Raw genomic sequence first — 19,700 nt, 5'->3', positions numbered from 1 at the left:
AAAGCGTTTCAGACGGCCTTTGGTTTTGAAATGGTTTAATGTTGTTCATGTAGGGGCGGATTATATATCCGCCCGTGTCGGCGGTTTGATAATGTTGGGGGCGAAAACCCGTTTCGGTTTCGGCAATATCGGTATGGTTCATGGTTGAGGTCGTGCAAACAGCGGGCGGATATGCAATCCGCCCCTACGGTTTTTAAATGGATATTTGGGGATTACTCGGTGCAAATGCCTGTTTTCGGCACATTATCTATCTGCCAATGTTGCACGGCCCAGTCTAATAATTCAGACGGCCTGTCGGTTTCGGGCGCGGGCGGCAGATTGAGATAGGCCATGACTTGGCGCAATAGTTGTTCGCGCTGTTTGAGGTCAAGCGCGGGGGCGAGTGTTTGTTTCGACCATTTTTGATGTTGTTTGTTGAGCAATAACGGCAAGTGGGCATAATGCGGGGTCGGCATACCGAGATAGCGCTGTAAGCCGATTTGACGTGGGGTGGATACCAGCAAGTCTTGCCCGCGCACAATATGGGTGATGCCCTGATCGGCATCGTCTGCCACAACGGCCAGTTGGTAAGCCCAAAAGCCGTCTGCCCGCAATAAAACGAAATCGCCGATATCGCGGGCGGGGTTGTGGGCGTAATGGCCGACAATGCGGTCGTCGAAGCCGATGGTTTCGTCTTGCGCGCGCAGCCGCCATGCGGGGGTTTTGTGAAGGTCGTTTTCAGACGGCCTGTAATCGGGGCGGCCGCATTGGCCGTCGTATATAGGGCCGTCGATGCCGATACGCGCCCGTGCCTGCCAGTCTTTGCGGCTGCAATAACACGGATATATCAGCCCTTGTTTTTTCAGACGGCCTAATGCGGCCTGATAAAGCGGGTGGCGGCGGCTTTGGTAAACCACTTCGCCGTCCCATTGAAATCCGAATGCTTCGAGAGTGCGCAAAATATCGTCTGCCGCGCCGGCCATTTCGCGCGGCGGGTCGAGGTCTTCCATACGCACCAGCCAGCGGCCGCCGTGTGCTTTGGCGTCGGCATAAGAAGCTAGTGCGGTCAGTAGTGATCCGATATGGAGTAGGCCGGTCGGGCTGGGGGCGAAGCGTCCTGTATAGGTCATGGCGGGTTAGGGTGGTTAAACACGCCGGATTATATAACCCAATTATTTCCCCATCGCAACCGTTTGCGCATAGGCCGGCTTGCGGGTAGCAACCGGGGGTACGATAGTCTCGGCCAGCCGTTGGAATAATTTGTGGTTTTTGTCTAATAAGCCGTAACGGGCGAAGGCATCTAAAGTCACCAGCATGGCATCGTTCATCAATAAGCCGCTGCACATGGCGTCGGTTAGTTCGGGAACGGTCATTTTGGTGAATCCGGCCACTTCGCCGTCTTGGTTTTCTGGCCGGGTATCGGGCGGCAGTATGGCATCGAAAATATGCAGAAATTCGTTGTGCAGCCCGCGCGATACGGGGCGGCGGCTGTGGCGTACACTTTGACAGCATAATGATTCGAGTAAGTTTCTGCTTAGTCCGGCTTCTTCTTCTGCCTCTCGCAACATCGCCTCTTGAATGCTTTCGCCGCTGGCAATGCCGCCGCCGACAATATTGTCGAGTTTATTGGGATCGACGGCTTTATGAGCTGCGCGGCGGCCTATCCAAAATACCCATTCGCCGTTGTGTTGTGTTAACCCGTTGATATGGACGGCATGGCTTAACAAACCCAGCGGACGGAAAGCGGAACGCTCCAGCTCGAATAAGGGTTCGCCGTTTGCGTTGTGAACATCGAATTTTTCATCACGCCAGCCGCGTAGATAGCCTTGCCGATGCCAATTTTGCGCCATGGTTTGCAGAGCTTCGCCCATCTCATGCCAGTTGGCGGTGTGCAGGTGGATGCCTTGTGGTTTGATTTCTATCGGCGCCGGCCAGTCTTCTATGATGCGTGCGCGCCATTGCCTGTTCAGACGGCCTAGTTTTAAACCGTTCAGCCATAATATCTGCCATGAATCGGAATCGAAATAATCGGTCAGCAGGCTTTGCAGCCGGTTTTGTTGGTTGGCGTTGAGGCAATGGGTGAAATAGGGTATGCGTGTCATGAGTTTTTCCTGCGTGATCTGTGATTAAGGTAGTATGTAGCAATGTGGTTTGTATAGTTGTTTTTATAGGGTTTTATAAGTCATAACATATCTGATTTTGATTTTACTTTGCGCGGATAGTTCAAAAATATTGCGGTAACACAAATTTTCGTTTGGTTTTTGATGTCAATGAAGAAAAAATTGTTGACCGTTCAGGCTATCCTACAAGCGGATAAGTTTAATTTGTTTTACAATACACGCCTTTAATGTATTCAAATAAAGTATTTATATAGCGTTATGGATGAAAAACCTGCCTTGCCCGTTGTGGGCGACGATTATCTGCTGCTCGGCCAATATGCCGAGCGTGCTTATCTTGAATATGCGATGAGCGTGGTGAAAGGCCGTGCGCTGCCCGAAGTTTCAGACGGCCAGAAACCGGTGCAGCGGCGGATTCTCTATGCTATGCGCGATATGGGCTTGGTGCACGGTGCCAAGCCTGTTAAATCTGCGCGGGTGGTGGGTGAGATTCTCGGTAAATACCATCCGCACGGCGATGCTTCCGCTTACGATGCGATGGTGCGGATGGCACAAGATTTTACCCTGCGCTATCCCTTAATCGACGGTATCGGCAACTTCGGCTCGCGCGACGGCGACGGGGCGGCGGCCATGCGCTATACCGAAGCGCGGCTCACACCGATTGCCGATTTGCTGCTTTCCGAAATCAATATGGGCACGGTAGATTTTGTGCCGAACTACGACGGTGCTTTTGATGAGCCGGTACACCTGCCCGCCCGCCTGCCGATGGTGTTGCTAAACGGCGCATCGGGCATTGCCGTGGGTTTGGCAACCGAAATTCCTTCCCATAATCTGAACGAAGTCACACAGGCTGCTATTGCGCTACTGAAAAAACCAAGCCTGACTACAGCCGACCTGATGCAGTATATTCCCGCCCCCGATTTTGCCGGCGGCGGTCAGATTATTACTTCCGCGGAAGATTTACAGCACATTTACGAAACCGGAAAAGGCAGTGTGCGCGTGCGGGCGCGTTATGAAGTCGAAAAACTGGCGCGCGGCCAATGGCGGGTGATTGTGACCGAATTGCCGCCGAACACCAGCGCCCAAAAAATCTTGGCCGAAATCGAAGATCAAACCAATCCCAAACCGAAAACAGGCAAAAAAAACCTAACGCAAGACCAGCAAAACACCAAAGCGTTAATGTTGTCGTTGCTGGAAAAAGTACGTGATGAAAGCGACGGCGAATCGCCCGTGCGCTTGGTGTTCGAACCGAAATCCAGCCGTATCGACACTGAAAATTTTATCAACACCCTGATGGCGCAAACTTCGTTAGAGGGCAATGTGTCGATGAATCTGGTGATGATGGGCACGGATAACCGTCCGGCACAGAAAAACCTGAAAACCATTTTGCAGGAATGGCTGTCGTTCCGCACCGAAACCGTTACCCGCCGCCTGCAATACCGTTTAAGCCAAGTCGAAAAGCGTATTCATATTCTCGAAGGCCGCATGATCGCCTTTTTGCATATCGACGAAGTGATTAAAGTAATTCGCGAGTCGGACGAACCCAAAAGCGATTTGATGGCGGCATTCGGGCTAACCGACATTCAGGCGGAAGATATTTTAGAAATCCGCCTGCGCCAGTTGGCCAGATTGGAAGGCTTCAAGCTCGAAAAAGAATTAAACGATTTAAAAGAAGAAGAAGGCCGTCTGAAAGTTTTATTGGGTGATGAGAATGAAAAGAAAAAACTCATCATTAAAGAAATGCAGGCCGATATGAAACAGTATGGCGATGAGCGCCGTACTTTGGTCGAAGCCGCCGAGCGGGCCACGCTCACCCAAACCACGGCCGACGAGCCGGTTACCCTGATTCTTTCTGAAAAAGGCTGGATACGCAGCCGCGCCGGCCATCATCTCGATTTAAGCCAAACCACGTTTAAAGAGGGCGACGGCCTGAAACAGGTATTGGAAGGGCGCACCGTGTGGCCGGTGGTCATACTCGATTCGCACGGGCGTACCTATACGCTTGATGCGGCGGAAATTCCGGGCGGGCGCGGCGACGGCGTGCCGGTGTCGTCGCTCATCGAATTGCAAAACGGTGCCGAAGTCACTGCGATGATGACCGGCCTGCCCGATCAGCATTATCTGTTGGGCAACAGCGGCGGTTATGGCTTTATTGCCAAATTGGGCGATATGAACAGCCGCATCAAAGCCGGTAAAAACGTGATGACCTTAAAAGCGGGTGAGAAAACCCTGCCGCCGGTGCCGGTTTATGCGGTATCGCTGATTAATCCCGATTGCAAAGTATTGCTGGCAACCGATGACCACCGTTTACTGGCGTTTTCGATTGGCGAGCTGGAAGTCCGCGAAAAAGGGCGCGGCCTGCAAATGATCAGCCTTTCAGACGGCGTCCGCCTCGAACATCTTACCGTCAGCACTTCGCCCGAATTTATTGTGGAAAGTGTCGGTAAGCGCGGGGCAGAACACAAAGAACGCCTCAGAATGCAAGATATAAACAACAAACGGGGTAGAAAAGGCAAACTATTGGATATTTCAGGCCGTCTGAAAGCCCTATACGGCACAGATTAGGTATAATCACATAATATCCAATTTTACTAAAGCAATTATATTGAAAGAGATTACCGCATGCTAAATGAATGCGGTGGTAAGCATAAGGAAACCGGAAGGCCGGCTATTGATAAACCATATACAATAATAAAGCTATAGAACGACGTGGCATGAATGTAAACAGATTATTTGTCAAACAGGATTGGGAAGCGCTAAACGAGCGGATTCCGGGGCTGATTAATATCGCCCGGATAGCCATTGTATTGTCGTTGCTGGTATTTCATCTTTCAGGTGTCTATACCGATGGTGAAACGCAAAAAAATATGTTTTCCCCGCTGGAGTTTTACAGCTGGGTGGCGGTTTATGCTGTTTTAATCTTATTTAGCCTGTTTAAACCGGAATGGCAGTTGCAATCATCCGATTTGCCCAATGCCGGTGCGGTCAGCGATATCACCATGATTATGGTATTGACTTATATTTCCGGTGGTATAGGGTCGGGCTTCGGTATTTTGGTGCTGCCTTTTATTGCCACTTCCTGCTTGCTCAGTCACGGCCGTCATCCCATGCTGTATGCCGGTTATGCAACCATGCTGATAGTATTGAATATGTTTTTTGCCGGGCAAATCCGCTTCAATCCTTTTGAATGGGACAGCCATGCCGCGATTACCGCTTCATTGCTAACCGGTGCCTGTTTTTTAGTAGCGGCGCTAACGGCCTTTTCCGCCTCTTATCTGCAAGCGGCTACCGAATCTGCTACCCGCCATCAACTGGCTTACCGCCGGGTTAGCGGATTGAACAGATTGGTACTCAACCGCGTTCAGGAAGCAGTGATTGTGATAGATGCCTCGCAGCGCGTGTGGTTGTTTAACCGGCAGGCCAAAACTTATTTTCCGAATCTGGAAGTGGATAAACAGGAAACTGTGTTTAATGAACTGGTTTCCCGTTGGCGGTTTCAGCCCGATAAAAACTTTGAAACCGATATCCATATTTTTCAGCATTCCATGCATGTGCGTGCCGTGCCGCTGATTCAGGAAAAAACTGAGCTGCTGATGTTGTTTGTACGTTCACTGCGCGAAGTGGCGGCCGAAGCATTGGCTACTAAATTGGCTTCATTGGGGCAGCTTACCGCTAATCTTGCTCATGAAATCCGCAACCCCATGTCGGCTATCCGCCATGCCAGCGATTTGTTGAACGATGAAGATGAAAATGATCCGAGCAAAGCCAAGTTGCACCATATTATCGATGCCAATATTCAGCGTATTGATAAAATGCTGGAAGATGTTTCTCTGATTAACCGCCGCGACAGCGTCAGCCGTCAACCGGTTAACCTGATGAAATTTTGGCTGGCGTTCAAACAGGAATTTACCTTAAGCAATCCCGATGCTATCGGCTGCCTGCGCATGAATATGGATGGCAACAATCTGAGCGTATTGGTTGATGCTATGCATTTGCAGCAGATTATGTGGAATTTGTGTAATAACGCATGGCGGCACAGTCGCAAAGACCAACACGCGATTACCGTATTAATCAAGCCTAGCGGCCGCATCCATATTTCGATAGTAGTGGCCGATAATGGCACTGGTGTGCCGCCTGAAGTGCGCAATCATTTGTTCGAACCGTTTTTTACCACTGATAAACAAGGCACGGGATTGGGGCTGTATGTTGCCCGCGAGCTTGCCCATGCGAATTTGGGTCAGTTACACTATCATCCCGAGATGAACGGGTTCGAACTGATTTTACCAAGGGAAAGCGATGAGCAATAACTTGCAAGACCCCGTATTGGTGGTCGATGATGAAGCCGATATCCGCGATTTGATGGAAATGACCCTGATGAAAATGGGGTTGCGGGTACAGACGGCGGTTGGTGTTGACGATGCCAAAGACAAGCTCGACAACAACGATTATTCGTTGGTGTTAACCGATATGCGTATGCCCGACGGCTCCGGCTTAGAAGTGGTGCAATATATCGACGAGTTGGCATTGGATACTCCTGTTGCTGTGATTACTGCTTTCGGCAATGCCGATCAGGCCGTGGAAGCTTTGCGGGCAGGTGCTTTCGATTACCTGCAAAAACCGATTACCCTGTCGCAACTACGCTCTTTGGTAAAGTCGGCAGTAAAAATCAACGAGCCGTCTGAAAGTGTGGCAGCCACCAAAACAGAAGCCCCACCACCGAAAGCCGAGCCTACGCCAACGCCGCCGAAACCGGCCATGCCTTTCCGCCCGGCTTCTATATCTTATCCTGTCAAACAGCCGATACAGGCACCAAAAAGTGGTTCCCCGCTCAATCGTTCGGCCGGTATTCCCGAAAGCCTGCGCTCGCTGAAAGAACGTTTTTCCAGTGGCGAGCTTACGGCGCGCTTATTGCCGGAACATGGTGAAATCGGTGGTGAAAATGATATGCCGCGCTTGTTGGGCATTTCGCCGCAAATGGTAGAAGTGCGCCATCTTATCCGCCGTTTGGCGCAAAGCAATGTACCGGTTTATATTTCAGGCGAATCGGGTACGGGTAAAGAACAGGCGGCACGAACCATTCACGAGCTTTCCGAACGTGCCGACAAACCCTTTATCGCCGTCAACTGCGGCGCGATTCCCGAAAACCTGATGGAAAGCGAATTTTTCGGTTATAAAAAAGGCAGCTTTACCGGTGCCGATGCTGATCGTTCGGGCTTTTTCCAACATGCCGACGGCGGCACACTGTTTCTTGACGAAGTAGCCGATTTACCATTATCCATGCAGGTGAAGCTATTACGCGCCATTCAGGAAAAAGCCGTGCGCCGTATCGGTGATGCGCGTGAAACTTATGTGGATGTCCGCATTGTGTGCGCCACCCATAAAAATTTGGAAGCTTTGGTTGAAAGCGGTGCATTCCGTCAGGATTTATATTATCGCCTGAATGTGGTTTCTTTAAATATGCCGCCTTTGCGTGAAATGCGTGAAGATTTGGGCGGGTTGATTGTGCACCTGCTGTATAAACACCGTACCAGCAGCGAAAGCTACAAACTCAGCCCCAAAGCGCAAGAAGCCTTATTGCATTACAGCTATCCCGGCAATTTCCGTGAATTGGAAAATATTCTCGAACGCGCCGTCGCCCTTACGGTAGGGCAGGTTATCCAGTTGGACGACCTGCAAATCAACACTGGTTTGTTTCCTAGCCAAACGGCTGAGCGTGAGAAAAAAGATGCTTTCGATGAAATTATCGAAGCCCCGCCGGTCGGATTAAGCCCCGGCGGCTTGTTGCCCGAATTTGTGCCCGGGCAAATGCAGATTCAGGATTATCTGGATAAAATCGAGCGCGAAATCATCGAGCAGGCTTTAAAGCAAACCCGCTATAACCGCACGCAGGCCGCCAAACTGCTTGGCATCAGTTTCCGTTCTATGCGCTACCGTATGGAACGCTTGGATATTCATTAATCCGATAGTGCACAGGCCGTAAGGTTTCAGACGGCCTATCTACGGATACAAGCCTATTAGGTATGAAATATCGGTTTTATGGAAAAGGCCGTCTGAAACTTTATCTTTCAGACGGCCTTTTTTAAATAGCTGTCTAATTGCATATAATATTTTATTATTCAAACACTTTTGCCCTTTACCGATTCTTATCGTATTCATAAGGCCGTCTGAAAAAATGACCATAGTTTATCTTACCGAATCCGCCGAACAACCCGTCCGCGATATTATCCGCCGTTTCGGCATGGCCGAATCTGCCGTGCCGCCCGAACAGGGCAGCTATTTGCAAGCCGATTCAGACGGCATATCTCTTTGCCGTGTCGGTGAAAAAGGCCGGGTGCGTGTTGATTTCGTAGGCGGTGCGGCGCAATACCGGCGCACCAAAGGCGGCGGCGAATTAATCGCCAAAGCCGTTAACCACACTACCCAACCCACCGTATGGGACGGCACCGGCGGACTAGGGCGGGATGCTTTTGTATTGGCATCACTCGGTTTAGAAATAAAAGTGATTGAGCAAAATCCGGCGGTTGCCTGCCTGCTTTCAGACGGCCTAAGGCGTGCCGCAGAATCAGGCGGGGAAATTGCCGCCATTGCCGCGCGCATTCATTTATATTTCGGCGATACCGGCATGCTATTGCCGCAATTGTCCGCCGAACACGGCCGCCCCGATGTGGTTTATCTCGACCCCATGTACCCCGAACGGCAAAAATCGGCCGCCGTGAAAAAAGAAATGGCCTATTTTCATGATTTGATTGATACGCCGCAAAATGAAGCCGGCCTACTTGCCGCGGCAAGAAAAACCGCAAAAAAGCGGATTGTGGTCAAACGCCCCCGCTTAGGGCAGTTTCTCAACGGCGAAGCACCCGCATATCAATACACCGGCAAAAGTACCCGCTTTGATGTTTACCTACCCGAACCGGAAGCATTACCGACAAGCATTAAAGCCTAGCCCATATTAGTAAAAATTATGATTCGTATAGAGGCAAATTGAGTGCAGTATGAAAATATAGCCTTTTTAAACAAACCATTATAAAATATTTTTGCCGTTTTTGATTTTAAGGAGTGCCCGTATGAAAACCTTTTTACGCCGAACAGCCTTTTTATTGGCGGCAACCTGTGTGCTGCCGGCCTATGCCGCCGATGTCAATCTTTCCGATTTTCGCTACCCTTTGGCAGAAATGCAGGATATTGCCAACCCCAATAAACTTTCCCACCGCATTTTTTATACCCGCCCCTCTACCGGCCCCAATGCCGCTTGGTTTGATGCCGTGAAGCAGGGCAAACTCGACAAAGTGAAAGCCATGGTTGCGGCAGGGCAGAGTATAGAAGCCAAAGACACGGGAAGCCTCGGTCAAACCGCGCTCGGTTGGGCCGCGTTTATTGGTTATGAAGATATAGTGGATTATTTAATCGGGCAGGGTGCCGATTTACACGCCACCGATCGCGGCGATGTTTATAACGCATTGAAATCCGCCGTGCTCGGCAAAAATACCGCCATTGTGAAAAAACTGCATAACCTGTTGCGCGCCGAAACCGATTTGAACGACCAAACCGTAGAAAACGACGGGGAAACATTGATTATGATTGCGGCCAGCAATAACCGCTTGGAAACTGCAAAATATCTGCTGTCTCAAGGAGCCAATCCTAATTTGGTTACCACGCAGACCAACCGTAATGCTGCTTCATATAATCAAAGCGCACTTTCTTATGCCTGCGTGCGGAACTATCCCGAGATGCAAAAATTATTGATTAGCCATGGTGCGATTAATCACCGTACTGGAAAACCGAGTTGCTGATAGTTAATAGAGAAAAAACGACTATTTTTAAATAGTCGTTTTTTAGTGCCAATAATGAATATAAATTAATGTATAGCCGCGCAAAGGCGGCTGACTTTAGACCGCTTGCAAGGTACTAACATTATGACTGTTTCAACACACAGCCGCGCAAAGGCGGCTGATCGGATATTTTACAACCGAGCTTTGCTGTTCTTTTCTTGTTTCAACACACAGCCGCGCAAAGGCGGCTGACGGGCGCGCTGCCTTGCTTAACAACAAGGCCGCCTGTTTCAACACACAGCCGCGCAAAGGCGGCTGAAGCCTCTTGGGAAACTTACACCAATCAAAGCCTTGAAAGCTTTAATTCGCTAAAGTATCGTCAAGGGTCTGAAAAAAGTATAACACAGCCGTTTGGGTTATACCTATATTCATAATATCTTCATTGTTAAAGAGTTTTTATGATCGCCAATCTCACCGTATTTTAACGGGCGCTATATATTAGCGGGCAATAATTTTATGGCTTTCGGGATTGTTTATTTATATGTTATAAACTTGTTTGATTTTATGTTAAACATTGGGTTTGATAAAGCTATTTAAAGCTATAAACTATAGATAATTTATAACAATATGGCTTGATTAATTTGTAAAATATTTGAACATCATCATCGGAGAATAATTGAATATGGACTCTTTGACTCAGGCCGTATTGGGTGCGGCGGTGCAGGGGGCGGGCTTAGGCAAGTATCAGGGGCGTAAGGCGATTTTTTACGGCGCATTGCTTGGCACGCTGCCTGATTTGGATGTGTTTATCCATTACGATGATCCGATTTCTTCTATGACTTATCATCGTAGTTTTTCCCATAGTTTAATGGTATTGGTGCTGCTTGCCGCCGTGATGACTTGGATAATTAAAAAACGTTGGCCCGATTCGCCTTATAGTTCGTCGCGCTTGTTTTACACGACGGCAGCGAGTCTGATTACTCATCCTTTATTGGATGCCTGTACGGTATATGGCACACAATTATTCTGGCCGCTAGAGCCGACACCACAACAATGGTCGGCAGTTTTTATTATCGATCCGATTTATACCGTGCCGCTTTTATTGGCGGTTATCGCGGTATTGTGGCGGGGGATAAAGAAGAGTACGCACAGGGCGTTGGTGTTGGCGCTGGCTTGGAGCACGGCTTATCTGGCGTGGGGCGGCTATGGGCAGTATCACCATGAACAGCGTGTTCAAGCATATTTGCAGGGTCAGGGGATTGCTGTAAAACGGATTATGGCAACACCTCTGCCTTTTAATACCTTGGCTTTTCGGGTATTGGCGCAAACGGATAATGGCGATTATATAGAAGCATTCAGTGGCTGGCTTGATCATGCGCCGCCGGAATATGTGCGGCTGCCGCAAGGGTTGGATTTGGCCGAGCCTATACGCGATGAAGTGCTTTTTAAACGCTTAAATTGGTTTAGCGACGGCTGGATTCGTGTCAACCAAGAAGATAACCGGCTGGTAGTTAGCGATTTGCGTATGGGCTTGGGCAATTCGTTGTCTTTCCGTTTTGTGATGGCCGAATATGATGGCAATAAGTGGAATCCGGTATTGCCGTATAGATTCGGTACGGGGCTTCGCGATATGCCTACTTATCTCAGCCGCATCTGGCCGCGAGTGTGGCATGGTACGCCTTTACCGTTGAGTGAATGGATAAATATGCCATCTGCCGAGCCCGAAGCGGTGCAGGAAAATTAAAGTTGTTGTTTTAATAAGTGATATAAAAAAGATTGGGCAACAGGCAGATAAGAAATGATCTGCCTGTTTTTTATGCCTTACCGTATGCTTGAGATGATGATAATAAAAGAAGATTTTATTTTCAGACGGCCTTTATGTAAGGGGGAATTGCATATCCGCCTGTTGGTTTTGGGTTTGGGCAAATACCCGATAATGTTGGTATTTTCGGAATGTAAATATAGATTTAGCACTTTTATTGTATAAAAAAGGGCATTACATTTATTAAATGAATTAGGCCGTCTGAAAACCATATTATTAAGTAGTAATTTGCTATATTTAAAATGAATATTTATTGTTATCGTTTTTAAAGTTTACCTGTTAGAATATTGAAAATAACTATTTGCTCGGTTGAAAGTTTAATCCGTTTAAAAGGAAAGATTGATGAATATCTTAATCACAGGCGGTTCGGGGTTTTTAGGCCAGTCTTTAAGCCGGCGGTTAAAAAATTTGTCGGATAATCATCCGAATTCTGCTACCCGCATCACATGGCTAACCAGAGATAGCGGGCAGTTTCACCCCGATTATATCGATTTAATGACTTATGAAGATTTCCAAACCACCGAAGAAACTTTCGATGTCATTATCAATCTTGCCGGAGCGGGCATTGCCGATAAGCGTTGGAGCGCAGCAAGGAAAAAAGCCCTGCTCGACAGCCGAATCCGCCCCACGCAAGCCGTTTTAGCATTTATTGCGCGTACCCAAACACCGCCCAAGCTGTTCGTGAGCGGTTCTGCCATTGGATGGTATGGCGTTCAAGGTGAAAAAGCATTAGATGAAAACAGCGGTTTCGTCGGCGATTTCGCCCATGATTTATGCGAAGCATGGGAAAAAGAAGCCGAACTTGCCACCGCTTCAGGCGTTGAAGTGGTTATCTTGCGCACCGGCGTTGTGATCCACCCCAAAGGCGGCATGCTTGCCCGCTTGCTGACACCGTTTAAATTAGGGCTCGGCGGTAAATTAGGCGATGGCAAGCAAATAATGAGCTGGATTAGCCGAGAGGATTGGGTAAACGCCGCAGGATTTATTATCGAACAACATTTGGCCAAACAAATACAGCAGGCGCAAAACAAATCCGAAGCAAAAAGCATGGTGAGCCTATATAACTTAACCGCCCCAAATCCGTTGAATAATCAGGAGTTTACCAAAACATTAGGCAGCTATTTGCACCGCCCAACATTAATGGGCGTGCCGGCTTTTATACTAAAACTAATATTGGGTGAAATGTCGACTTTATTGCTTGACGGACAAAAGGTGATACCTAAGAACTTATTGGAACAAGGCTTTAAGTTTCGGCATAGTTATTTAAAGCAGGCTTTGGAAGAACAGGAGTGAGATGAGTAGAAGTAGGCCGGATTTATTCAGCCTGCTTTTATTATATACAGCCGCCCGAAGGCGGCTGAGACATTATCAAAAATTTTGCAAAGTGATGGTTGTTAACCAAAATTTAATACGGTAATGAGCGTCTAAGTGGAATAAATAGGTTTAGTTAGACTTCATAGTTAACTTAATTATTTTATCTATTTTTTAAGCAGCAATGTTTGTATTTCTTTCCGCTATTACAAGGACATGGTTCATTTCTACCAATTTTTTTAGTAATAACTCTTCCTTTTGTCAAAGTTTTAAATATATTATTTTTTCCAAGTGTATTTTGGTATATATTCTGAATTTCTTGATTATACTTCCATTCAAAATCTAACACATCAAAATATTTAACCTTTCCTTGTTTGGAAAGAATTAAAGCAAACCATAAATCTGCATGTGTATGATATTTTTTTAGTATGGCATGGGTATTAATTTTTTTTATTAAATCATTTGTTGTAATTGGATGGTCTGTAACATACACAGTCAGCCCTGACTTATCTCCAATATATAAACTAAAATCTGAAAGTATTTGAGTTTTATTGTGGTTCAAAGAACGAATACATTGATTGATTCCCAAATTATAATTTTCGATTAACTCTCCGGAACATTGCATCATTAATAAGCCAAGTTTCAATTTCTTTTGAGAATCTAAAGGTGATAAAAAATTAAACAATTCCCACCAATAGGTATCTTTAAATTTTAACCAGCCAGAGGGAATATTTATATCGTGCTCATCTAACATTTTTCCCCTTATTTTAGAAATATATATATCTAAATTGAATGAGAGACTATCGTCTAAATAAACTAGATTGACATCTTCTTCTAAGCATAGCCAATTTGCTTTTAAATGGGAGGATAAAATTTCAATTTGAGTATTGGCTAAGAAAATAGATCTTGATTTTGAAAATGAAGAAATAAAGTGTAAAAAATCTAATGGAGTCAGTAATGTTTTAGACATTAAATCTAACAAAAAAACATCGAGAACCAATGCATGAGCAATATTATTAATATTATGTTCTTCTAATAAAAGCCTAACTTGCATAACTAAAGCAGGAAAATATTCCGACAATATACAAATAGGATAGCAAAACTCTATCTTAGGTAGTCTAATAATTTCATTATTTACTTTTGCTGTATATTGATTAGTTAATAATATTTCTGAGCAATTAACTGCTTGATCATAAGCATCTTGAATAGCTTTTGAGAAATCATTGGAAATTTGCGCAATATTGCCTTTACGAGATTCTAATGTTAGTTTTTTTGCTTTTGCTTGAAAGACTAAAGCATGGCCACTTACGTTCACTAGAATATCAATTTCGCCTGATTTGTTTTTAGATTTTATTCCATCATGTTCAGAATATAAATCTACATTTTTCCATACATTTTTTTCACCAAATACGTTACATAAAATTTTATAAGTGAAATCTTCAGTAAAATCCCCTCTATTTTTTAACGCTATATTTTTATATTGCTTATCATTTAACATCCAAAAAAATGGTGTTTCATAAAGTGCCTGTGATATTGTAAATAAATCAAATATTAAAAACTTATCATCAGATAGATTAATAAAGGGATATGCACTTAGAGGATTAAAATCATCAATTTGTCGGAAATTATTTATATCGTCAATATTTTTCAAGCAAAATGCATCAATAAATGATTGTAATTCATCTATAGGAAAGTTATTAACTGACTTTTTTTCTAGAAAATTAATTATTTCTGTTTTGGAAAGAATAAAGTCTTCTAAAGAAATTTCATTCTTGTTCGTTAATGCATAATCAATTTTAATATGATGTAGATCAAATATAATTTCAAGAACATAAAATGCTACACGTATTGAGAACCCTTTATTTTTAACAAACCAGTCATTATCTTTTAAATATTTTAAACAACCTAAATCTTGATATTGGAAAGAATATACACCATCTCCTCCATAAAAAATTGCTTCTCTAATAGATTCTTCTGTTAAAAATACATCTGATTCATTGAATAACTCAAAATTTTGTTGCGTGTGCATAACATTTGCTTTTTCCCGCATATTTTTAACTATAGGTTGGGTAAAAATATTATGTAAATTATTAAGTAATTCTTTTATTGTTTGAATATTTTTTTCTAAAATCTCCGGTATAGGTTTTTCATCTTGAAAAAAATAAGGATTATTTTTAATCACTAAAGCTAAAAGAGTTAGCAACTCAGCCCTAATAACTTTTTCTTTATTTATATGAGATTTGACAATTTGATTAGATGTAAAATTTCCATTTTTATTTGCCCTATAATAATTATTATCAAAATTCAACTTCACTAAAGCATGAATAAATCCTTTTTGACTACATAATGTTGATAATTGATTAAAAATTTCTTGTTCTGATAACATCATAATTTTCCTAAAAAAGAGGCAAACGCTGCCGCCATCTCGCCGACATTCTGGGCGTGGCTTTGCAGGGTTTGCCAATCTTGTTCCGGCCGGTTTTCGGCGGAATGGGCGTAATAGATACGCGGGGCTTGTGTATCCAAAACAGTTTCTCTAACTGATTCTTATTATTTCTCTATTCATTATTTTTATATAAATTTATCACATTATAGTTATATTGATTTCTTATGTACATATACACTAATAAGGCCGTCTGAAACTTTTTTCAGACGGCCTTGATTTAAAGCTTAATGATGGTTTCGGGCATAATGCCGCGCAATTTTGGCGGCGGCTTTATACCAGCTTTTTTGCGTGCTTTTGGCGGGGCGTTCGGTGGCGTATAGCCATTGCTCGTATTGCCGCAGCAGGCGGGTGAGGTTTTTGTCTTCGAGGCGGTTTTCGCGTAATAGTGTTTGCAGTTCGCCTGCGCTTGTGGCGGCTGCGGTTTCGTCGTTCGGCCCCATAAGGGCGGTTTTGAGCAATGAAAAGCCTTCGTTGAGGTAGTCGCGTTCGCTTTGGCGGTTTTTATGCCACCAGCGCAGCAGCGGTAATAGGGCAATCAATAAGCCGACGGGCAACACCAGCAATAGGGTTTGGGCGTTGAAGCCGCCTAAGCCGAGTAGGGAAAACAGGTTGTTTTGTCTGCTTTGGTCGTAGTTGACAACCCATTGCTGCCAATAGAAGCGGCTGGTGTCTTGCCAGCGGGCAAAGGTGCTTTGGCCGTCTGAAACCATATTGCGTTCGGTTTCGGGCAGGGCTTCGCGGATGCCGCTTTCGGTGCGGGCTGAGGATACGGCGGCGGTGGGGTCGACGCGCAACCATACTTGTTCGTCGGGCAGCCAGACTTCCGCCCATGCGTGTGCGTCTTTGGAGCGTATCTGCCAGAAGCCGGCTTGTGAATTGTATTCGGCGCCGAGATAGCCGGTTACGATGCGGGCGGGCAGGCCGGCGGCGCGCATCATCACCACAAAACTTTGGGCGTAATGTTCGCAAAAGCCTTCCAGCGTGCGAAACATAAATTCGTCTATGCCGTTTCGCCCCGGGGTGCGCGGCGGTTGGAGGGTGTAGCGGAACGGCCGGCTGCGGTAATAGTGTAAAACTTTGTCGATAAACTGCCTGGGATTGCCGGATTGTTCGGCAAGGGTTTGCGCAAGTTGCCGCGTTTGTAGGTTGCCGTTTTCGGGCAGATGGGTATAGCGGGCATATTCGCTGCGGTAGAGTTTGTGGTTTAAGGTATTTTTTGCGGTTGCCTGTAGGTTGAGGCGGCGTAGACCTTCGCGGCTGCGGTAGGCACGGATGGTTTGCCCTGCGCGGCGGGTTAATCTTCTGGGCATGTCGCCGGTAGGGTAGTCTAAGGCGGGGAGGACGCGGTTTTGATCTTGTATGACTATTTGATAGGAAATGGTGTCGGCGGCTTCGGCGATGGGGCGGGCTTCGTCGATGTTGGTGTCGTCTAAAGCCTGCCAGCGGATGCTGTCGAAGTCGGCCATAATCACGGCGCGCCAGTATAAGTCGCTTTGGCGGGGGATAAAGCCGTCGGCAAAGGTGATATTGGCAACCCATTCGTCGCTTTGTACCAAATTGCTGATGCTGCCGGGTTCCATAGTGTCGGATAAACCTGTTTTAGCTTGGCCTTTTTCTTGAGGAATACTCCATAGCGGTTCGCTCAGGCGCGGCACGGCTACGAACAATAATGCCATCAGCGGCAGGGTGAGCAATAGGGCTTGGAAGGTGTGTTTGGCGGATTCTTTAATACCCAGCCCGCACAATACGGCAAAACAGATGCCCACGGCGGGTAGGGCGGTGAGCAGCCATGCGCCGATTAATAGGTTTTGATTCAATAAAACCGAAGAGCCGATTAAAAACAGCATCGCCAACAGCAATACCTGCCAATCGCGGCGCGAACCGCCTTCGAATGCTTTGAGCATAATCATCAGCAGCAGAAACGATATGCCGCCCTCACGGCCGAATACGGTGCCGAGTTGCTGCCACACCAGTGCGCCGGCGGCGAACATCACCACAATCAGGGCGGCTTTGGGGATGCGGGCGGTATTCAGTTTTAAAATCGCCAGCCGCGACAGCCATAAAACGGCGAATGTGATCATCACCGGCACGGGCAGGGCTGTAACCAGCGGCAGGGCGGTTAATAATAAGGTAAGCAATACGGTGGCCGCTGCTGCGGGCGGCGGGGTTTGCTTGAGGAATGAAGGGTTGGCAATCAGCATAGCGGTTCGTTGTGTGTATGGTGGCTATCGGGTTTCAGACGGCCTGTCTGTTTTGATGTTTGGCGGATAGGGTTGGATACCCGCTTTAAGGTGAGGCCGTCTGAAAGGGTTACCACAAAGCCAGTGCCGTCAGGCAGATTTCGCGCTGGCCTTTTTGCGGTGCAATTATTTTTTGCGGCAGTTCCAATATATAGGGCTGGCCGCGCCGTTCGGCTTCGAGTACCCGAAAACAGAGTAATCCGGCCAAGCGGTCTGTCGGGGTGCCGACGGGGTAGTCCAAATAGGAAATCATGCTGCGGTTTGCGGTGTGTTGTTGTTCTTCAAAGCGTTTGTCGAGCATCTCGCCTGTTTTGGCAAAAGCTTTCCATGCCACATGCTGCAAGGGCATGCCGTTTTGGTGCGGTTGTAAATAGGCGGGGTCATCGCCGCCTTGAACGGAACGGTATTGTTTGTCGGTGCCGTCGCTTTGTTTTTGGCTTATGGGGTGTTCGTGCGGTATTGGTGCGGGGTAAACGATGGTGTTGCTCGGCCATTGCCAAACACATTGCACCATGCTTATGCCGAATGGGGCGACGGAAGCCGTTCTGAGCGGCGGCACCCGTAAATAGCCGCGCCTTAAAGTGGGCACCTGCCATATATAAACGGATTGGCCGTCCGAGGCGACGGGCCACGGCTGCCACAACTGCGGGGCGGCGGTTTCGGCGTTGATAAAGTCGTCTTCATTGCAGAGCCACAGCCAGCGGCGGCGGGTGTTGTTCGGGGTGTTGAGGGTTAGCGCGGCGGTATTTCCGGCAAAGATTTCCGACGGCGTTTTAATATCGATTTGCAAGGCCAGCAGTTGGCGCAGATTGGTTAATACCGCCACCACTGCAAACCCTGCCAGCCAGAAAGCGGCGGCATAGGCAAGGTTTACCTGATAATTCAGCCCGACCAACCATAGCAGCGCAATAGTTACCAGCAGCCCCAACCCTAAGCGGGTCGGCCGGCAATATAAAGCCGATAGGTCGGGCGAGCGGCCGGTTACCGCCGGCAGGCGGCGTTTAGGCGACGGGGACATGGTTGAGTAAATCCGCCAGAAGGTGGGCACTGGGGCGGTCTTGCTGCACCGGTTGTAGGCGGTGGTTGGCAACCGGCACCCAAACGGCTTTGATGTCTTCGGGCAAAATATGGTTTCTGCCCTGCATAAACGCCCATGCTTTGGCCGCAGCCAAAACGGCCAAACCGGCGCGCGGGCTTAAGCCCAATATAAACCGACCCGGCTGGCGGGTGGCGTTAACCAAGCGGTAAATATAATCGGCGGCAGCGGGAGCGCATTTGACTTGGGCGGCCTGTTGCTGCCATTGGCGCAAAGTGGCGGCATCGCAAACGGCTTGTAAAGCCGGAAGAGCGGCACGGCTGCTGCCTTGCTGATAAAGCTGTTTTTCGGCCGCTTCGGTGGGATAGCCCATGCTGAGGCGCATCATAAAGCGGTCGAGTTGCGATTCGGGCAGCGGAAAGGTGCCGAGTTGTTCGGTCGGGTTTTGGGTGGCGACCACAATAAACGGTTCGGGCAGCGTATAGGTTTTGCCTTCTACCGATACTTGGTGCTCTTCCATTGCTTCCAATAGGGCGGACTGAAGCTTGGGCGAAGCGCGGTTGATTTCGTCGGCCAATAGAAAGGAATGGAAAACGGGGCCGGAATGGAATTCGAAAGTGCCTTCGTTGGGGCGGTAAACGTTTACGCCGATTAGGTCGGAGGGCAGCATATCGTTGGTGAATTGTACGCGGCGGTAGTCTAAGCCGAGCACGGCGGCTACACCGTGCGCCAGCGTGGTTTTGCCGACGCCGGGTACGTCTTCGAGCAGAATGTGCCCGCCGGCTAAAATGGCGGCCATTAATTGCCGCATCACGTTTTCTTTTCCCAAAATCAGCGTATTGAGCTGTTGTAATGCGTTTTGTATGTTTTTGTTCATCGTTGTTATATAAATAAAAAAAGCCTTATCGGCAGTTTTCCTGTTGATGGAATGGTTGGGTGCGGCATAGACGGCATGCCGCCGACTATTGGTTAAGATTTTA

The 19,700-nt window shown here is 47.3% G+C and carries 15 protein-coding genes and 1 pseudogene; 8 read left to right on the top strand and 8 right to left on the bottom strand.

Annotation, left to right across the window (positions count from 1 at the left end; all coding sequences use genetic code 11):
* Positions 1 to 25: 25 nt before the first annotated feature.
* A complete protein-coding gene (locus tag D0T92_RS11670; protein WP_263641689.1) occupies positions 26 to 148 on the top strand; it encodes a hypothetical protein in 123 nt (40 codons plus the stop codon).
* Between the two features lie 64 nt (positions 149 to 212).
* Here D0T92_RS11670 and gluQRS read toward each other — a convergent pair whose 3' ends face one another.
* Both gluQRS and D0T92_RS00550 read right to left on the bottom strand, forming a co-directional pair.
* Positions 213 to 1,109 (bottom strand): tRNA glutamyl-Q(34) synthetase GluQRS, encoded by an 897-nt coding sequence (gluQRS, locus tag D0T92_RS00555; protein WP_151049222.1) that lies wholly within the window; start codon positions 1,107 to 1,109, stop codon positions 213 to 215.
* A gap of 42 nt (positions 1,110 to 1,151) precedes the next feature.
* Positions 1,152 to 2,081 (bottom strand): NUDIX hydrolase, encoded by a 930-nt coding sequence (locus tag D0T92_RS00550; protein WP_151049220.1) that lies wholly within the window; start codon positions 2,079 to 2,081, stop codon positions 1,152 to 1,154.
* A 276-nt stretch (positions 2,082 to 2,357) separates the two neighbouring features.
* Between D0T92_RS00550 and parC the strand changes: the two genes are divergently transcribed.
* The 7 genes from parC (at position 2,358) to D0T92_RS00515 (ending at position 12,980) form a co-directional block, all read left to right on the top strand.
* Positions 2,358 to 4,661, top strand: a complete 2,304-nt coding sequence (parC, locus tag D0T92_RS00545; RefSeq protein ID WP_151049218.1) for a DNA topoisomerase IV subunit A — start codon at positions 2,358 to 2,360, stop codon at positions 4,659 to 4,661.
* A 149-nt stretch (positions 4,662 to 4,810) separates the two neighbouring features.
* Positions 4,811 to 6,403, top strand: a complete 1,593-nt coding sequence (locus tag D0T92_RS00540) for a two-component system sensor histidine kinase NtrB (protein ID WP_151049216.1) — start codon at positions 4,811 to 4,813, stop codon at positions 6,401 to 6,403.
* A complete protein-coding gene (locus D0T92_RS00535; RefSeq protein ID WP_151049214.1) occupies positions 6,393 to 8,054 on the top strand; it encodes a sigma-54-dependent transcriptional regulator in 1,662 nt (553 codons plus the stop codon). Before D0T92_RS00540 ends, D0T92_RS00535 begins: the two co-directional genes overlap by 11 nt.
* A 214-nt stretch (positions 8,055 to 8,268) precedes the next feature.
* Positions 8,269 to 9,039, top strand: coding sequence for a class I SAM-dependent methyltransferase (locus tag D0T92_RS00530; protein WP_151049212.1), 771 nt, complete (start codon positions 8,269 to 8,271; stop codon positions 9,037 to 9,039).
* A 121-nt stretch (positions 9,040 to 9,160) separates the two neighbouring features.
* Positions 9,161 to 9,886: an ankyrin repeat domain-containing protein gene (locus tag D0T92_RS00525; protein ID WP_151049210.1), complete on the top strand. Its 726-nt coding sequence runs from the start codon at positions 9,161 to 9,163 to the stop codon at positions 9,884 to 9,886.
* 661 nt (positions 9,887 to 10,547) lie between these two features.
* On the top strand, positions 10,548 to 11,609 hold the full coding sequence (locus D0T92_RS00520; RefSeq protein WP_151049208.1) for a metal-dependent hydrolase: 1,062 nt from the start codon (positions 10,548 to 10,550) through the stop codon (positions 11,607 to 11,609).
* 420 nt (positions 11,610 to 12,029) lie between these two features.
* Positions 12,030 to 12,980: a TIGR01777 family oxidoreductase gene (locus tag D0T92_RS00515; RefSeq protein ID WP_151049207.1), complete on the top strand. Its 951-nt coding sequence runs from the start codon at positions 12,030 to 12,032 to the stop codon at positions 12,978 to 12,980.
* A gap of 181 nt (positions 12,981 to 13,161) precedes the next feature.
* Here D0T92_RS00515 and D0T92_RS00510 read toward each other — a convergent pair whose 3' ends face one another.
* From D0T92_RS00510 to D0T92_RS00490, 6 genes and pseudogenes are all read right to left on the bottom strand, one after another.
* Positions 13,162 to 15,387, bottom strand: a complete 2,226-nt coding sequence (locus tag D0T92_RS00510) for an SEC-C metal-binding domain-containing protein (protein WP_225315118.1) — start codon at positions 15,385 to 15,387, stop codon at positions 13,162 to 13,164.
* A 5-nt stretch (positions 15,388 to 15,392) separates the two neighbouring features.
* Positions 15,393 to 15,524, bottom strand: a pseudogene (locus D0T92_RS00505) (CRISPR-associated endonuclease Cas3''); the annotation flags it as partial.
* 144 nt (positions 15,525 to 15,668) lie between these two features.
* On the bottom strand, positions 15,669 to 17,645 hold the full coding sequence (locus D0T92_RS00500; protein ID WP_151049205.1) for a transglutaminase family protein: 1,977 nt from the start codon (positions 17,643 to 17,645) through the stop codon (positions 15,669 to 15,671).
* Positions 17,639 to 17,761 (bottom strand): hypothetical protein, encoded by a 123-nt coding sequence (locus tag D0T92_RS11665; protein WP_263641688.1) that lies wholly within the window; start codon positions 17,759 to 17,761, stop codon positions 17,639 to 17,641. Before D0T92_RS11665 ends, D0T92_RS00500 begins: the two co-directional genes overlap by 7 nt.
* Positions 17,755 to 18,702, bottom strand: a complete 948-nt coding sequence (locus tag D0T92_RS00495) for a DUF58 domain-containing protein (protein ID WP_151049203.1) — start codon at positions 18,700 to 18,702, stop codon at positions 17,755 to 17,757. The genes D0T92_RS11665 and D0T92_RS00495 overlap by 7 nt, the downstream gene beginning before the upstream one ends.
* Positions 18,686 to 19,597 carry an AAA family ATPase gene (locus tag D0T92_RS00490; protein ID WP_151052920.1) on the bottom strand — a complete coding sequence of 304 codons (912 nt, stop codon included), beginning with the start codon at positions 19,595 to 19,597 and terminating at the stop codon, positions 18,686 to 18,688. Before D0T92_RS00490 ends, D0T92_RS00495 begins: the two co-directional genes overlap by 17 nt.
* Between the last annotated feature and the right edge of the window lie 103 nt (positions 19,598 to 19,700).

Source organism: Neisseria zalophi (assembly GCF_008807015.1).
Classification (GTDB): Bacteria; Pseudomonadota; Gammaproteobacteria; order Burkholderiales; family Neisseriaceae; genus Neisseria; species Neisseria zalophi.
The sequence above is the reverse complement of the archived record's forward strand: the minus strand, read 5'-3'. Positions and strand labels throughout refer to the sequence as shown.

Excerpts from the sequence above, each read along its gene's own strand:
- gluQRS (WP_151049222.1), bottom strand. The coding sequence starts at position 1,109 with ATGACCTATACAGGACGCTTCGCCCCCAGCCCGACCGGCCTACTCCAT.
- D0T92_RS00550 (WP_151049220.1), bottom strand. The coding sequence starts at position 2,081 with ATGACACGCATACCCTATTTCACCCATTGCCTCAACGCCAACCAACAA.
- parC (WP_151049218.1), top strand. The coding sequence starts at position 2,358 with ATGGATGAAAAACCTGCCTTGCCCGTTGTGGGCGACGATTATCTGCTG.
- D0T92_RS00540 (WP_151049216.1), top strand. The coding sequence starts at position 4,811 with ATGAATGTAAACAGATTATTTGTCAAACAGGATTGGGAAGCGCTAAAC.
- D0T92_RS00535 (WP_151049214.1), top strand. The coding sequence starts at position 6,393 with ATGAGCAATAACTTGCAAGACCCCGTATTGGTGGTCGATGATGAAGCC.
- D0T92_RS00530 (WP_151049212.1), top strand. The coding sequence starts at position 8,269 with ATGACCATAGTTTATCTTACCGAATCCGCCGAACAACCCGTCCGCGAT.
- D0T92_RS00525 (WP_151049210.1), top strand. The coding sequence starts at position 9,161 with ATGAAAACCTTTTTACGCCGAACAGCCTTTTTATTGGCGGCAACCTGT.
- D0T92_RS00520 (WP_151049208.1), top strand. The coding sequence starts at position 10,548 with ATGGACTCTTTGACTCAGGCCGTATTGGGTGCGGCGGTGCAGGGGGCG.
- D0T92_RS00515 (WP_151049207.1), top strand. The coding sequence starts at position 12,030 with ATGAATATCTTAATCACAGGCGGTTCGGGGTTTTTAGGCCAGTCTTTA.
- D0T92_RS00510 (WP_225315118.1), bottom strand. The coding sequence starts at position 15,387 with ATGATGTTATCAGAACAAGAAATTTTTAATCAATTATCAACATTATGT.
- D0T92_RS00500 (WP_151049205.1), bottom strand. The coding sequence starts at position 17,645 with ATGCTGATTGCCAACCCTTCATTCCTCAAGCAAACCCCGCCGCCCGCA.
- D0T92_RS00495 (WP_151049203.1), bottom strand. The coding sequence starts at position 18,702 with ATGTCCCCGTCGCCTAAACGCCGCCTGCCGGCGGTAACCGGCCGCTCG.
- D0T92_RS00490 (WP_151052920.1), bottom strand. The coding sequence starts at position 19,597 with ATGAACAAAAACATACAAAACGCATTACAACAGCTCAATACGCTGATT.